The sequence below is a fragment of the Exiguobacterium sp. s43 genome (genome assembly GCF_018617255.1).
GTDB lineage: Bacteria > Bacillota > Bacilli > Exiguobacteriales > Exiguobacteriaceae > Exiguobacterium > Exiguobacterium profundum.
In genome coordinates this window covers 57933-72800 of the sequence record NZ_JACSJT010000004.1, presented here as the reverse complement: position 1 = coordinate 72800, position 14868 = coordinate 57933, and the positions used below count along the sequence as shown (strand labels likewise).

Sequence of the window (14868 nt, the reverse complement as noted above, 5' to 3'; positions counted from 1 at the left end):
ACGATGCGAGGAGTGCTGTTCGCCATGAGTGGGGGATTCTTTCTCACGTTGCAAAGTGTCGCTAACGCCCGAATCAGTTCGCAAATTGGGACGTGGCAAGCGGCGACGTTGACACAATTCACTGGATTCGTCGTTGCGCTCCTCGTCATGTTGGCGTTACGCGACCGCACGTATGTCGAGATGCGTCACGTGAAGCCGCTCTATTTATCTGGCGGAGCGTTTGCGGCGATTATCTTATTCAGTAATATGACGGCCGTCCATAAACTCGGGGTCACGATGACAATCTCGTTGTTTCTCATTGCGCAACTGACGCTCGCGCTTGTCATCGATTGGCGAGGCTGGTTTGGAATGGTGCGCCGAAACTTGAACGGGATGCAGTTGTTTGGGGTGCTTATGATGATCGCGGGGGTCATCTTATTAAAATGGTAGGGGGAAACGTACATGGTTGACGCGTATGTGAAGCAATTTGAATTGACTGACTTACCTGTCGCTGCGCAGAACGAATTGCAGCTCGTCCGATACGAGCCGGGGGACGTCATCTGTACGCAAGGTGATGAAGCAGAACATCTCCGTTTCTTAGTGAAGGGGAAGATTCGCGTTTCCCATACTTCCGCTACCGGGAAGCGCCTCGTCCTCTCCTTCAAATATCCGCTCGATTTGATCGGGGACATCGAATATATTCAGCGGACCCCGTTTTTGAATACGGTCGAGGCGGTCACGTCAGTCGAGATGCTTGTCATTCGCTTCGAGGATTTGGTTCGACATGCCCACCACGATGTTGCGTGGTTACACTATTTATTAGAAGAGATCACAAGAAAATTTGAACGAAAATCTCAATCACTCAGCTTCAACTTGTTTTACCCTGTCGAAGTGCGCTTGGCGAGTTATCTGTTATCGATGACGCCGAATGACCAAACACTCGGCTCGACTGTCGACCAATTGACGGATATCGCTGATTTGATTGGGACGAGTTATCGTCATGTGAATCGGACGCTCCGGCGTTTCGTTGAGGCAGGATTGATTGAACGAAATCGGCGGGTAATCACGCTCGTCGATCGGGAAGGTTTGTTGGAGATTGTCGGGGAGAGCATTTATGAATAGGAGGGGAGAATCATGGTGATTGGCATGATGCTTGCCATCTTCGGCGGGATGCTCGTCTGTGTGCAAAACACGTTTAACGGCAACGTCAAGAAGCGTGTCGGAGCATGGGCGACGACGACGCTCGTTCTCTGTCTTGGATTTTTAGCATCGCTACTCATTGGGTTGTTTCAAGAAGGTGGTGGCTTGTTCCGAGTAGAGGAGATGGAGACATGGTACTGGTTCAGCGGAATCCTCGGCGTCGGGGTCGTCATGAGTGTGACGCAAGGGGTTGAGCGCCTCGGGCCGAGTTACGCGATCTCAATCGTTATGGTGTCTCAAATCTTATTCGCGCTCCTCTGGGATACGTTAGGGTGGTTCGGATTGACGGCCGTCCCGTTCACATGGAAAACGGTCGTCGGGATTGTGTTAATCGTTGGTGGGGTGCTCGTATTTCAGTTGAGTGGAAAGGTAAAACCAACTCGCGCGTCGATGAATCGAGCGAGTTAAACGTTAAAAAAGTTCCACGTTTTGAACAAATTTGTCCATGCTGCTGTCGATTCAGTTGAGTATGACAGATCGGGCACACAACCGTTGACTTCTATTCCATTGATTGACCAGATGTAACCAAAACTTTTGACTCATTAGGAAAAAAAGGATAAAAAGAACAATTTGACCGAATCTTTTTTTGAAAATACATGTATAATTTAGAAGAACAGGATAGAAGGGGGTAATGATATGCAACAAGTGATGGACATGGGATGGACAATTCTAAACTTAGGGTTGTTGACGATGATTGGAATCTTTTTATTCCGACTCCTTCGCCGGCATTCAAATTAATCAGCATCTGACAATCGTCAGATGCTTTTTCCTTTTTAATGGGAAAACCTCGAAAGTTTGCTTATAGATTGTTAAGATATAGATATCGGTAAATTGGATGTTTTTTACTTTTGGAGGGGTGCTAGATGTTACGTGAAGAACGAATGGAATACTTGTACGACAAAGCATGGACTAAAAAAGGTCCGCTACTAGTGATCATCATAGGGGTAGTGACAGCGCTTTGGTTAATGTTCAATGATTCAAGAATGAGCCTGTCCCTATTCATCTTTTGTGCGGCGATGCTCATGCCGCTTCTGGTAGCGACATGGCATAAAATCAAGTTGTTTTTACAGTTCAATGACTCATCCACGTACCAGCGCTTTATTTATCTAAAAGGCATGATTCAGTTTATTCTCTTGATTGGTGTCATATCGATGATGGCGCTCTATGCACTGAAGTACATATCGCTTGATACGTTAAGCCTTGGCTGTGCGACGCTGATTGCGAGTTGTCTTATTCTCGAGTCATGGATTGACTGGAAAATTCTAAAGATTGATGACGAGCATGTGGTCGAGAGTTTGTTGGGATTGATGAACCGGGAGAAGCGTAGAGGATGAAACTAATCGAGCATAGTTTCCGTATAGAAAAATAAAGAACACACACGAGGGGGATTCGATGGTAGACCATGAAGTTAGATTAGAACAGATGTTGAAAGATGATGAAAAACGAAAGAGACAAATGGTGATTCCTTTAATTGGCGTCATGTTGCTCTTCTTTTTATATTTTTGGAAGACAGACATCCTCTTATTGTTACCAATGATTATCGTTGGACAAGTTCCGCTCCTGTATCACGCTTGGCATCGCAAAAAGTTACTTCTTTCATTTAATGAGAACACACGTTACCAACAACTCGTGCGTTCCGAGTTTGCATCTAAATTTGCTCAGCCGCTCCTTCTTCTCATGCTGATTGCCAGTGTAGAGCTTGAATGGATTACATTACTTACATTTATCATCGCAGCTTTTATCGGAATCCTGAGCTTGTTGATTTTAAGTGTTCGCTTCGACCGTAAATTAAAAGAAATCGATCCGTTACACGTGACGGGTGTTGAACTCGGTCATGTCCAGCTGCAACGGAAAAAACGAAAAAGTGAAGCGTGATGAATAAACAAGAGCGTCTCCCCAAAATGGTCGAACAGGATCTCGACACACGAGGGATCAGCACACTATTTGGCATCATCGGCCTGTTTCTCTTTCTCGTTGTTTCGGTCATAAACGGTGTCACGGTGACGACGGTTGCCTTCTCTTTCCTCGTGACCCAATTGCCGATGCTTTATCAAGCGTGGCGACGGATGAAGTTGTTACGTACATTTAACGAAGACGAGGAATACCAACGTCTCGTTCGTCGAGAATTTCAAATCATCGTCGCCATGTTTGTGTCACTTGGTGTATTCACCTTCCTCACGTGGTTCGTATTCGATTCGATGCAAGAACTACTCGGTGTCGCATTGATTGGCATCATTCCGCTTCTCATCTTGTACGTGCCGATGGATCGTAAACTACGTGAAGCGGACCCGGAGCATGTGACCAATCGAGAGTTACGACAAGCACATCGTAAACAGAAACTCAGCCCCTGACAGAGCGTCAGAGGCTGAGTTTCTTCATGAGAACATGGAGATGAGAAAGCCGCAGACGACCATGCCAATTGTATAGAATGTGAACCGGTATCGTTCCCAAAACGATTCATTCATCGTGTCACCGCTACATCATCAAGCGGCGTGTCAACCATCCGAACGAACGCTTCGTCCGGGTCGGTCGTTCCAGACTCGTCGAGCCAGTCTTGGAAGTCCCCTTCATACAAAACGCGTCCACCATGCAGGAAGATGACATGGGCATCAAGTTGAACCAAGTCATGTAACTGATGTGTCGAGATGAGACATGTCTTGCCCTCATCGACGAGTCGTTGCAGGCGGCGCATGATTTGAATGCGTGACGCCGGGTCGACCCCGCTCGTCGGCTCATCAAATAAATAGAGAGAACGTTTGATTGAAGATAAGAGCGTCACGAAGAGCCATTTCTTCTCCCCGACCGACATCTTCCCGAGCTTCATCGTCCATAGATGTTCGAACAGTTCTTGTTCGCGAGAAGTTGAAAGGTTATTCATATACGATTCGAGTTTCTTGAAGTCGGGACGTTGCGACAGACGTCCGATGAAATAGGCGAAGTCTTTCCCCGTCAACTCATGATGGTTGTACATGAGTTGCGTCAAATAGAGCATGTCCGTCGTTGGAACGAGTTCGAGTGATGTCTTGTCGACCGGAAGTGCCCCGGTCATACAATCAAACAGGGTCGTCTTCCCAGCACCATTTTGTCCAATCAAAACGTTCAGTTTATTCGATTGCAGTGTGAACGAGACATCATCGAGAACAGGACGTGCCGCTTTCGGATAGAGATAAGTGAGTTGGTTTACGTGCATAAGAACCTCCTAGCGTGTGATGAGTGAGACGAGACTGAAGCGTTTCAACGCAATCGCACCAATGATGAAGTAACCAAGTATGGAAAGGAATGTCGCCCATACTCCGAACGAGAGCTCGACTTGAGTCGTCAGATGCAGCAACCCGAGCGCGAATTCGTGAAGCGCGTAGAACGGGTTGAGGAAGCTGAACCATTGATCAGGTGACTTGATTGCCAGTAAAAAGAGTGGGAACATCAGTATGTTCGCGAACGTCCCGAGACTCGATACTTTCACTGGAAGTGTCGTGATGGCGACACTGGCAACCGCGAACGGGATACTGCCAATCAATACGAGTAGAGACGTTGCAATCAACTTGAACGAGAAGAACCCGTGAACGAGCGTAACGACCGTTGTGAATAAAGTTAAGCTGATGGAGGCGAATAGAAGTTGCGCCAAGATGACGGCGATGACATATGTCAGTTTGTTGCCGGAAATCATCACGTACGTCTTCATCAGTCCGTATTCGCGCATGCGAGCGAGCTCCATGCCGACACCGTTCACATATGTAGCAAGAATAATATACACCCAGAAATAAGAGAGCCCTGGGTAGTATTCCACTGTCGTTGCTTGGCGAATATCTGAAAATGACTGCGTCAAGGCGATAACGAGTGGGATTACGAATGTCCAAATGAATGGAACTTTATCCGTGACGACAACTTTGGCATACATAAAGAAATAACTTGTGATTTGATGCATCCTGTTCCTCCGCTTGTCTATTTGATTGTTTGTATCGTAGCACAATATACGGAAGGTTATTGGAAAAAGTTTCAAAAAATAATCCCTCATATCGAATGAGGGATGAAAGAAAATCATTTCACTTTGTCACGTTTCGCAATCTTGTCGCTCACTTGCTGACCGCTCAACGTCACCATCGGCATACCGCCACCTGGGTTGACGGTCCCGCCGACGAAGTAGAGGTTGTGGTAAAGTTCACTCTGTTTCTTATGTTTGAAGCCGCCATTCCGATTCTTGTCGGCGACCGTTCCATAAATGGCACCTCGGTCCGATCCATACGTCCGCTCGATATCATGGGGCGTCCATACATCACGTGTCACCGTATGTTCACGTAAACCATCGAGACCCATTCGTTCCAATTTGTCGAGTACACGTTCTTCAAAAGCGGCGTACTCTTCTTCCGTGAACGGCACATCCTGGATATACGGGATGTGTGGCAAGATTTTGATGTTCTCGTGTCCTGGTGGCGCTTGGGTCGGGTCGGTCTTGTTGACGTTGACGAGGTAAATCGTCGGGTCGTCCGGAAGTTCATGTTTCTCAAAGATTTTATCCATTTGTTCATGTAGGTTCTCAGAGAAGAAGAAATTATGATGTGCCAGTTGTGGATAGGCTTTTTTCACCCCGAGATGGAGGACGAATCCGGAACTCGCCGGTTCGTATTTATCGACGAGTTTGTCGACATACTGTTTGTCCGCGTCGACCATCTTCTGATAGAACGGGATGACTTCCATGTTCGAGACAAAATAATCAGCGGAACGGAGACGTCCGTCCTCGAGCTCGATGGCGGTCACTTTCTCATTCACCGTATGGGCACGAACCACGCCTTCTCCGGTATGTAGCTTCACACCGATTTCTTCGGCGAGCTTCGTCAAGCCTTCCGCGAGCTTATGGGTCCCGCCTTCGACATACCAACAGCCTTGGGCATATTGCATGTAAATCATCATGTTTAAGACGGCTGGTGCGTTATACGGAGACGACCCGACATATTTGACGTAATACGACAGCATGTCTCGAAGATGTGGGTTGCTGATCCGTTTCTTGATGGCGCTATACATCGTCGACGTCAAATCGAATCCGAATAGGGTCGGGAAGATGCCCGTTTTCATGACGGCTTCTAATGGGGATTCAAACCCTTCGGCCAAGTATCCCTTCTCGGTCGTCTTATAGATGCGCGCTGCGTAATTCAACAGTTCACGATATTCTTGCATGTCTTTTCGAGAGAGGGAAGGGTTTGCCCGCTGCATCTGTTCGAGGTCATGGTAAAGGTCGAGGACGGTATCGTCCGGGAAGAACGAGCGCCATTCGAGCTCAAGTCGTTTGATGGATACATAGTCTTCCATCCGTTTCCCGCTTCCACGGAACAGTTTGTCGAAGATGTGAGGCATCGTTAAAATCGAGGGTCCGAGGTCGAAACCGAATCCGTCTTGTTCGAGCCGATTCACTTTCCCGCCGATGTGGTCGTTCTTTTCGTAGAGTGAGACGTCGTAACCTTTTTGAGCGAGTGAGATGGCCGCTGACAAGCCGCCGAGCCCTCCGCCGATGACGATGACCGACTTTTCCACTGATGGCATATATTCGCCGCCTTTCCGAAGTGTTATTTTCAAAAAACAGAATGAGTGCTATCTCTTCTATTCCCGTTTCCAAATGAAACGAACATGCTTTTACGGATTTGCCACATCCACAAAGATGTCATCCCTGAACCGACAAAAGTTTTGTATAGTAAGGGAACAGAGACTGAACGAAAGTAGGAATCTAAGATGATCGTAAAAACAATCACGCTTCACTTTGCAAACGGGGATGAAATCACCATCCCGTTTGATGATATCGAATCGTGTCGGATGCATGATATTCAAGACGGGATGCGTGTTGCCGCGGATGGACAATTGATCAAAGAAAAAGTGATGCATGGACTCGACCTCGTATTGAAGGATTCGGCGAATCAATTGGAATGGGCTGGCGAGGGTGGACCGTTTGACCGCATCCTGGGTATGTCGGATTTACAACATCTCGCCTTCGAGTTTGAAGGGATGCGAGGAAAGTCATACCGCATCGCCTGGCATGATTTGGAGGCGGTACAGAACACGTACCAGACGACAACTGAAGAAAATGGGAACTTGCACGTGCACGTTCGAGTCACATAAGTGAACGCCTCTCGCGACAAACGAGGGGCGTTTATAATTTGTTTACAACTTGTGTTTATCCTTAACGTATCAACAATAAGGAGGAACACAGGATGAACAAAAAAGTGAAATGGGGCATGGGGATTGGTGTGCTCGCCCTTACATTAGTAGCTGGAGTCTTCTTGATGCCGGATACAACTGAATATAAAACGGAAGCAGTATCGATTAAGACGATTGAAAATCGTTACACGTTTGCGGGGCAGGTCACGGCAGTCGGGGATGAGACGACAGGTCGATTCATGGTTGATGAGCGAGATATTGGAAAAGTGAATGAAGGGGATGCGTTGACGATTTATGTGACGGCGCTCGATGCAGAGATTGACGGAACCATCGACGTCATCGCAGAGGAAGCAGAACCGATGACGACACCAGGCGCATCCGCTCGCTATGCGATGACGGTGACCCTCCCTGAGACGGATAATTTACGGAATGGGATGACGTTAGAAGGAAGTTTAGTCGTCGAGCGCGCGGAAGATGCAGAGACCTTGTCGCTCGACAGCATCACGTTTGAGGATGAGGACGCATACGTCTATGTGCAAGGAGACGAAGGCCCGGTGAAACGACAGGTCGAGCTAGGATTGACAGACGGGAGCCGAGTCGAGATCAAAGATGGATTAGACGAGACCGAAGTACTCTTACTCGATGAGACGACGAGTGGCGGGTTGATGCCTCCACGAATCGGAGGTGGGCAATGATGACGACGCTCATCTCGGTCGAACAATTGACCAAATCGTATGGGGAGGGTGACAATCGGCAGACCGTATTACGAGGAATCGATTTAGAGGTGAAAGAAGGAGAGTTCGTCGCCATTTTGGGACCGTCCGGCTCTGGCAAGTCGACACTCATGAACATCCTTGGTTGTCTCGATGGTTATTCGAGCGGTCGTTACCGGTTTGGGAACAAAGATGTGACCGGATTGTCCGAAACGGAGCTTTCTCTTTTTCGGAACGAACGCATCGGATTTATCTTTCAGCAATTCAATCTACTTCCTCGGTTGAGTGCTCGAGAGAACGTGGAACTTCCGCTCATTTATCAACGATCTTCAAAAGCGGAAAGACAGGAACGAACTCGAAAGATGTTAGCGCGTGTCGGATTAGGCGATAAGATGGACCACTTTCCAAATCAGTTATCAGGTGGTCAGCAGCAACGTGTCGCCATCGCTCGGGCGCTCGTGACGAATCCATCGCTTCTTCTCGCGGATGAGCCGACGGGCGCGTTAGATCAAACGAACGGTCGTCAAATTATGGCGCTCTTTCACGAGCTACATGCGGAAGGAAAGACAATTATCATGATCACCCATGATATCGATATCGCCAAAGAAGCGACTCGTATCGTACATGTGCGTGACGGGAAGATTGAAAAGGAGGAACGGGTGCGATGATTCGAGAAAATATACGCATGGCTTGGTTGACGGTCATCAGTCACAAGATGCGCTCCTTCTTGACGATTTTAGGGATTGTCATCGGGACGGCTTCGATTATTGCCTTGATGACGATCATTTCCGGTGTGACCGATTCCATTAACGATGAAGTCGCGACGTTTGGAGCTGATCGTATGACCGTTCAAATCGGAGAAGATGGGAAATCCGGTGTCAGTATGGCGGACATGGATCGGCTCGAAGCCATTGAGGGGGTCGCCTCAATCTCCCCGACATTGAGTCAAATGACCGATGTATATGTATCGGGGCAGACGGAACAGCAAACCATTCTTGGGAAAAGTGAAGCGTTCTTCAAAGACGATTCGGTTGTCGCAACCGGGCGCGGATTGACACCACTCGACGTTAATCAACAGACGCATGTCGCCTTGCTCGGAGAAACGATTGCGAAAGAGGCGTTTCCGACATCCTCTCCTCTCGGGGAAGAGATCTCTGTTGGTGGGATTCGTTACATCGTCGTTGGAACGCTTGCGCCATCATCGGAATTTTCCATGTCAACAGACGAGGCGATCGTCATCCCTGTGACGACTGCACTGACGCAGTTTCATCAAGGGACGATTGCCACGTTCGACTTATATACCGAATCGGGTGCATCAGCTGTCGTACAGGATGAAGTGACACAACAGCTGACGACCGCATTCAATGGACGTGACGCCTTCACAGTAACGAGTTTTGAGGATGCGCTCGCTTCCATCGATCAAATCAATGCGCTTCTCAGTATGCTCCTCGTTGGCATCGCTTCGATTTCTTTACTCGTCGGAGGCATCGGGATCATGAACATGATGCTCGTTTCGGTGACCGAACGAACAAGCGAGATCGGACTGCGTAAAGCACTCGGTGCGACGCCTGGTAAGATTCGACAACAATTCTTGTTTGAGTCCGTCCTGCTTTCGATGCTCGGAGGGCTCGTCGGTGTCTTATTTGGTGGACTGCTCGCCTTTGGACTGACGCTCGTCATGGGCGTACCGTTTACATTGGCAAGTTCAACCGTCGGATTGGCACTCGGTTTCTCTGTCATCATCGGAGTCATATTCGGCTACATCCCAGCCCGGAAAGCCTCGAACTTGCAACCGATTGAAGCGTTGCGAAACGTATAAGCCATTAGAAAGAAGGGGAAACAGATGGTCACCATTTTACTCGCAGAAGATGATGGGGCGCTCGGCGGTTTATTAGTCGATTATTTGACGGTGGCCGGTTATCGTGTCCTTCATGCAAAAGATGGAGAAGAAGCACTCGATTGGCTCGACCGTGAGCCAATCGATTTGCTCATTACCGACGTGATGATGCCACGGTTGGATGGACGTGAACTGACGGGACAATTACGTGACGCCGGGTATACGCTCCCGGTGCTTATGCTGACGGCCCTCGATGCGATGAATGACAAAAAGAGAGGGTTTCATGCCGGAGCGGATGACTATGTCGTGAAACCGATCGATCTCGAAGAACTCGAATTACGAATTGAGGCATTGTTACGACGAGCGCGCATTCATCACAGTCATCAGATTCAGTTGAACGACTGCGTACTCGATGAGACGACGATGACGTTACAAACGACTTCTGAGACGATCGAACTCCCTCGCAAAGAGTTTGAACTCCTCTATTTTTTGGCGACGCATTTGAATCAAGTCTTCACCCGGCAACAACTGTTAGACCGGATTTGGGGATATGAGACGGAGAGTGAGACCCGAACGGTCGACGTCCATATTAATCGACTGCGTGCGCGTCTCAAGCCGATTGATGCATTTCAGATCAGTACGGTGTGGGGACTCGGTTATCGATTGGAGCTGAAAAGATGAAACGATTTATTAGTACCATCTACGGACGATTTTTAATGATTTTCTTCGGACTCTTGTTGATTCCAATCCTCTTGACGTTCACGATTTTTTTGACCTTTCAGTTCAATGCACTGAAGACACAAGTCGAAGAAATGTTGGTAGACCGGGCCGACAGCATGCAGATGGCCTCACAAGATTACGGTCTAGCGTCTGATGCGGTCTTGGACCTCTTTGATGACGCGACACTGAATGCCCAGACGATGCGTTATGACCGTGCGGAATGGAGCGTTTCGGAACGAGCGACATTAGAACGGGGTGAAGTGCTGTCACAGACGGACCGTCTTCCACAAGTCGCTTTTTTACTCGACGAGACCGTGGTCACGTTGTCTCCGAACGCAGACGAGAATCCGATTTCAATCTTCCGTGACGTGTCGTTACAGACCTTGTTCCTGACAGCACTCATTTCAAGTGTTCTCATTCTATTCGCAGTTCGACTGATGACACGACGCATCGATCGTGTCACGGATGCCGTCAACCGTGTGACCGCTGGAGACCTATCGGTGCGGATTCATGACGTAGCAACAGATGAGATTGGAATGCTCGCGAAGCAGTTCAATCAGATGACCGAGACGCTTGAAACGAATGAAACGAAGAATGAGGAATTGGCATCCGTTATGGCACATGAATTTAAGACGCCGGTCGCTTCGATTTTAGGGTATGCCACGTTGTTGAAACGGGGAGGACCTTTTGAAAAACAAAGTGAATATGTCACGAAGATTGAGCGTGAAGGGAAACGACTATCGCGCTTGTCACAAGACGTGCTCCGGCTGGCGAAATTAGACCACACGATTGTCGGTCTACATGCGACGGAACTGTCTCTCAGTGAGCAGATCCGGGAGGCAATCTTATCCTTAGATTCAGAGATGACACGCAAACGAATGAACCTAGATTTGACTATGGACGAAGTCGTGATGAAGGGTGATGCTACACTTCTTCAGCAAGTTTGGATCAATCTACTTCAAAATGCTGTCGAATATGCATATGAAGAAAGTACACTGCATCTTCTGGTGGAAGAGGATGCGACGCACATCACGTGTGAGATTCGAGACGAGGGAGAAGGCATGACACCTGAACAAGTGGACTGGGCGTTCGAACGCTTTTATCAGGCCGACACATCTCGTCATCGCAACGGTTCAGGACTAGGGCTAGCCATCGCTCGTCAAATCGTACAGTTACATGGTGGAGAGATTACATTATCGAGTGAGAAACAGATTGGGACAACGGCGAAGGTCGTCTTTCCAAAGGAGGACAGGTAAAGCACCTGTCCTTATTTTCGTAGATTCACACCGCCGGCAACGAGCGGTCCTTCATAGGTGATCGTATAGATAATCCGGGCGATGTCTTCCGCTGTCTCTTCCGAAGACGGATTGTTTAACCACTCATAGATGACGCCCATGTGAGCCGAAGAAAGATAGGCGACGAGATATGGAGGCGGGACCATCATCTTGTCCGGATCAAACAAGGTTACCGGGGAGCGCTGAAACAAGGCAGCCTGCATAAATTTTCGAAGTTTTGCCTGGAACGTCGGATCTCCATTTGGTCCGAGGAGCGGCTTCATGATGATTTGATTGTCTTCGATGAAGCGGATGAACGGGACGAGATAATGATACGAGTTATCAGTTCGCTCGTCTCCAAAGATGTGCGGGAGATGATGAATCAACTTCCGTTCAGCCTCTTCAAAGATCTCGTCGACGCATTTCTCCATCAACTCGAACTTATCCACATAGTGACTATAAAAGGTTCCCCGATTAATACCGGCCCGTTCAGTCAATTGCTTGACGGTGACGGCTTCAAATCCCTGTTCTTCAATGAGACTAAAGAAGGCATCTTTGATCAGCTTCTTCGTTCGGATGACGCGTAAGTCAGTTTGTTCCATATTATTTCTCCTTTTCCTCAACACATTCATTGCATCTGTCGGAAAACCGACACGATGACCGATATTGACGATTGTTGCCACCGTGAACGGGGACTATACTGAACATATAAACCAACACGGTGTCGATTATCTTGAGTATACACGAGGAGGCGCCGAAAAGGAGTGACAGAAATGAACATTCAACTGCAACACGTCGACAAGTCGTTCGGCGACCAACTCGCCATCGACAACATCGACTTCACCATCCCATCCGGAGAAATTTGCTGCTTGCTCGGACCATCTGGATCGGGGAAGACGACGCTCATCCGACTCATGATCGGCGCCCTCGCACCGGACAAAGGAAGTGTCCATATCGGCGAAACGAAGATGCCAAACATGGACATGCTCCAACAAATCGGATTTATGCCGCAGAACGATGGCTTGTACGAAGACTTGTCGGCCGAAGCGAACCTCGCCTTCTTCGGATCGATTTATAAGTTAGGGAAAAAGGCGCTCCAAGAACGCATCACCGAAGTGCTCAACCTTGTCGATTTAACGAACGACCGGCATAAGCTTGTCCGCAATTTTTCAGGCGGGATGAAGAAGCGTCTTTCCTTGGCCATTGCCATCCTGCATAAGCCCGATGTGTTGTTTCTTGATGAACCGACGGTCGGAATCGATCCGATTTTACGCCGACAGATTTGGGATCAGTTCCAAACGATTCGGGCGGAAGGGACGACCATCATCGTCTCGACGCACGTCATGGATGAAGTGCTCGAATGTGACCGGGCTGCGCTCGTCTATAATGGACGGTTGATCGCATATGACCATGTGCAAGATTTGCTTGACCAGACCGAGAACGGCCGCGTCGAAGAACTGTTCTTGATTGCCGGGAAAGAGGGGGTGGGTGACCATGCGTAACTTGGCGAAACGTGTCATCTTTCAGACGTTGAATGATAAACGAAGTGTCGCCTTGATTTTGATTGCGCCACTTCTCATTTTGACACTCGTCTACTTCTTACTCGGGGACTCCGACTACGTGCCGACCGTTGTCCTCGATGACAACGCACCAGAACAGCTCATCGATGCGTTTGAAGACGAGACGCTCGAAGTGGAACAGGCATCGTTCGATGATCCAAAAGTATATATCGAAGACAATGTACATGTCGATGCCGTGTTTGAAATGGGTCAGGAAGGAACGACCATCACGTTACGCGAACCTTCGACGAAGTCGTCGAAGGCGGTTGGTGAGATTCAAGATGCGTTGACGACGCTCAACCCTGCAGCTGAAATCGATACGTCATTCGTCTATGGTGAAGAAGGACAGTCGACGTTCGATTCGTTCGGCTTCGTCTTCCTATCCCTCTTCTCGTTCTTCTTCGTGTTCATCCTATCTGCGATGGCACTCGTCAAAGAACGGAGTGGGGGTACGCTCGAGCGACTGTTGATGACCCCGATCAAACGAGGACAGGTCATTTTAGGATATACACTCGGATACGGGACGTTTGCGGTCGTGCAGTCGATTTTCATCGTGCTCTATTCGATTTATGTGCTCGGCTTGTCTTCGCTCGGGAATATGGCGTGGGTCATGTTGACGATGCTACTCATGGCAGGGACCGCAGTACTCTTCGGGGCGACCATCTCGGTGTTTGCCCGATCGGAACTACAAGTCGTACAGATGATTCCGTTCACCATCATCCCGCAAGTATTCTTCTCAGGACTCATCCCGCTCGACTTGATTCCATACGGACTCGGGAACTTGAGTTACGTCATGCCAATCTTCTACGGAGCGACAGCAATCAAGGAAGTTATGGTGTACGGAAGTGGCTTTTCAGGCATCTGGATGTATTTACTCGGTCTGATTCTTTATGCAGGTGTCTTATATCTCTTAAACATGCGAGCGCTCGGGAAATACAGAGGACACTAAGTTAAAAGGACAACACCCAGTCTTGAAACTGTTGAAACGCCGGGATTTTATTGGCCAGTCCGATGACGAGAAACCAAGCACCGGTATAGAAGAAAGCAGAGATGGTCGTATAGAACGCATACGTACGAAGTTTGAGCGATGTGAACCCGGCGATGTAATGGAGCGGGTGCCGAAGGCCGGGAATAAAATAAGAAATCATAATGGTGCGTGCCCCGTATGTTTGATAGAGCGCCTCGGCTTTTTTAAGATAACGAGATTCGCGTTGTCGCACGGGTAGGATACGATGAAGCCCTTTCCCGATTAAATAGAACCAGCCGAACGTGAGCGTGAAGAGAATCCAGGTGGAGACAAATAAAAGCCAACTTGGGACAAAATCATCCGCGACCGTCAGATGGGTGATCATTAAGACGTCGTCAGATAATGGGGTAAACATGATGCCGATGGCGAGCATGGCATAATGTATGATCATTTCCATAATAAATTCACTCCTTAC

General features: G+C 48.5%; 19 protein-coding genes. 14 read left to right on the top strand and 5 right to left on the bottom strand.

Translation table 11 applies throughout. The features are described 5' to 3' along the window. The first annotated feature begins 3 nt into the window (after window positions 1-3). The 6 genes from KNO79_RS13805 (at window position 4) to KNO79_RS13780 (ending at window position 3530) form a co-directional block, all read left to right on the top strand. Window positions 4-429 (top strand): DMT family transporter, encoded by a 426-nt coding sequence (locus KNO79_RS13805; RefSeq protein WP_214691545.1) that lies wholly within the window; start codon window positions 4-6, stop codon window positions 427-429. A gap of 12 nt (window positions 430-441) precedes the next feature. Then, window positions 442-1101 (top strand): Crp/Fnr family transcriptional regulator, encoded by a 660-nt coding sequence (locus KNO79_RS13800; RefSeq protein WP_214691544.1) that lies wholly within the window; start codon window positions 442-444, stop codon window positions 1099-1101. A 12-nt stretch (window positions 1102-1113) separates the two neighbouring features. Next, entirely contained in the window at window positions 1114-1587 is a 474-nt protein-coding gene (locus tag KNO79_RS13795; RefSeq protein WP_214691543.1) for a DMT family transporter, read from the top strand. A gap of 455 nt (window positions 1588-2042) precedes the next feature. Next, window positions 2043-2513 (top strand): hypothetical protein, encoded by a 471-nt coding sequence (locus KNO79_RS13790; RefSeq protein ID WP_214691542.1) that lies wholly within the window; start codon window positions 2043-2045, stop codon window positions 2511-2513. Between the two features lie 58 nt (window positions 2514-2571). Beyond that, window positions 2572-3054: a hypothetical protein gene (locus KNO79_RS13785; protein WP_015880640.1), complete on the top strand. Its 483-nt coding sequence runs from the start codon at window positions 2572-2574 to the stop codon at window positions 3052-3054. Continuing rightward, on the top strand, window positions 3054-3530 hold the full coding sequence (locus KNO79_RS13780; protein WP_159563435.1) for a hypothetical protein: 477 nt from the start codon (window positions 3054-3056) through the stop codon (window positions 3528-3530). Before KNO79_RS13785 ends, KNO79_RS13780 begins: the two co-directional genes overlap by 1 nt. A 110-nt stretch (window positions 3531-3640) precedes the next feature. On the opposite strand, the gene KNO79_RS13775 is transcribed toward KNO79_RS13780, so the two are convergent. The 3 genes from KNO79_RS13775 to KNO79_RS13765 form a co-directional block, all read right to left on the bottom strand. After that, window positions 3641-4369, bottom strand: a complete 729-nt coding sequence (locus tag KNO79_RS13775; RefSeq protein ID WP_214691541.1) for an AAA family ATPase — start codon at window positions 4367-4369, stop codon at window positions 3641-3643. Window positions 4370-4378: 9 nt separating this feature from the next. Further along, window positions 4379-5104, bottom strand: a complete 726-nt coding sequence (locus tag KNO79_RS13770) for a hypothetical protein (protein WP_214691540.1) — start codon at window positions 5102-5104, stop codon at window positions 4379-4381. 113 nt (window positions 5105-5217) lie between these two features. Continuing rightward, window positions 5218-6714, bottom strand: coding sequence for a phytoene desaturase family protein (locus KNO79_RS13765; RefSeq protein ID WP_214691539.1), 1497 nt, complete (start codon window positions 6712-6714; stop codon window positions 5218-5220). Between the two features lie 186 nt (window positions 6715-6900). Here KNO79_RS13765 and KNO79_RS13760 point away from each other — a divergent pair, with 186 nt between their 5' ends. From KNO79_RS13760 to KNO79_RS13735, 6 genes are all read left to right on the top strand, one after another. Next, window positions 6901-7284 (top strand): hypothetical protein, encoded by a 384-nt coding sequence (locus KNO79_RS13760; RefSeq protein WP_214691538.1) that lies wholly within the window; start codon window positions 6901-6903, stop codon window positions 7282-7284. A gap of 92 nt (window positions 7285-7376) precedes the next feature. Continuing rightward, the gene (locus KNO79_RS13755) at window positions 7377-8018 is read left to right on the top strand and encodes an efflux RND transporter periplasmic adaptor subunit (protein WP_214691537.1); all 642 of its coding nucleotides are present in this window, start codon (window positions 7377-7379) and stop codon (window positions 8016-8018) included. Further along, complete coding sequence (locus tag KNO79_RS13750; RefSeq protein ID WP_251125341.1) at window positions 8018-8704, top strand: ABC transporter ATP-binding protein; 687 nt, start codon at window positions 8018-8020, stop codon at window positions 8702-8704. Before KNO79_RS13755 ends, KNO79_RS13750 begins: the two co-directional genes overlap by 1 nt. Further along, window positions 8701-9855 carry an ABC transporter permease gene (locus KNO79_RS13745; RefSeq protein WP_214691536.1) on the top strand — a complete coding sequence of 385 codons (1155 nt, stop codon included), beginning with the start codon at window positions 8701-8703 and terminating at the stop codon, window positions 9853-9855. Before KNO79_RS13750 ends, KNO79_RS13745 begins: the two co-directional genes overlap by 4 nt. A 24-nt stretch (window positions 9856-9879) precedes the next feature. After that, on the top strand, window positions 9880-10554 hold the full coding sequence (locus tag KNO79_RS13740) for a response regulator transcription factor (RefSeq protein WP_214691535.1): 675 nt from the start codon (window positions 9880-9882) through the stop codon (window positions 10552-10554). Next, window positions 10551-11849 carry a HAMP domain-containing sensor histidine kinase gene (locus KNO79_RS13735; RefSeq protein ID WP_214691534.1) on the top strand — a complete coding sequence of 433 codons (1299 nt, stop codon included), beginning with the start codon at window positions 10551-10553 and terminating at the stop codon, window positions 11847-11849. The genes KNO79_RS13740 and KNO79_RS13735 overlap by 4 nt, the downstream gene beginning before the upstream one ends. A gap of 11 nt (window positions 11850-11860) precedes the next feature. Here KNO79_RS13735 and KNO79_RS13730 read toward each other — a convergent pair whose 3' ends face one another. Further along, window positions 11861-12469, bottom strand: a complete 609-nt coding sequence (locus KNO79_RS13730; RefSeq protein WP_084543010.1) for a TetR/AcrR family transcriptional regulator — start codon at window positions 12467-12469, stop codon at window positions 11861-11863. Window positions 12470-12640: 171 nt separating this feature from the next. On the opposite strand from KNO79_RS13730, the gene KNO79_RS13725 reads away from it, so the two are divergent. Together KNO79_RS13725 and KNO79_RS13720 are read left to right on the top strand one after the other, a co-directional pair. Further along, on the top strand, window positions 12641-13369 hold the full coding sequence (locus tag KNO79_RS13725) for an ABC transporter ATP-binding protein (RefSeq protein WP_159563440.1): 729 nt from the start codon (window positions 12641-12643) through the stop codon (window positions 13367-13369). Further along, complete coding sequence (locus KNO79_RS13720) at window positions 13362-14375, top strand: ABC transporter permease (RefSeq protein WP_214691533.1); 1014 nt, start codon at window positions 13362-13364, stop codon at window positions 14373-14375. Before KNO79_RS13725 ends, KNO79_RS13720 begins: the two co-directional genes overlap by 8 nt. 1 nt (window position 14376) lies before the next feature. Here KNO79_RS13720 and KNO79_RS13715 read toward each other — a convergent pair whose 3' ends face one another. Further along, on the bottom strand, window positions 14377-14850 hold the full coding sequence (locus KNO79_RS13715) for a DedA family protein (protein ID WP_074034750.1): 474 nt from the start codon (window positions 14848-14850) through the stop codon (window positions 14377-14379). Between the last annotated feature and the right edge of the window lie 18 nt (window positions 14851-14868).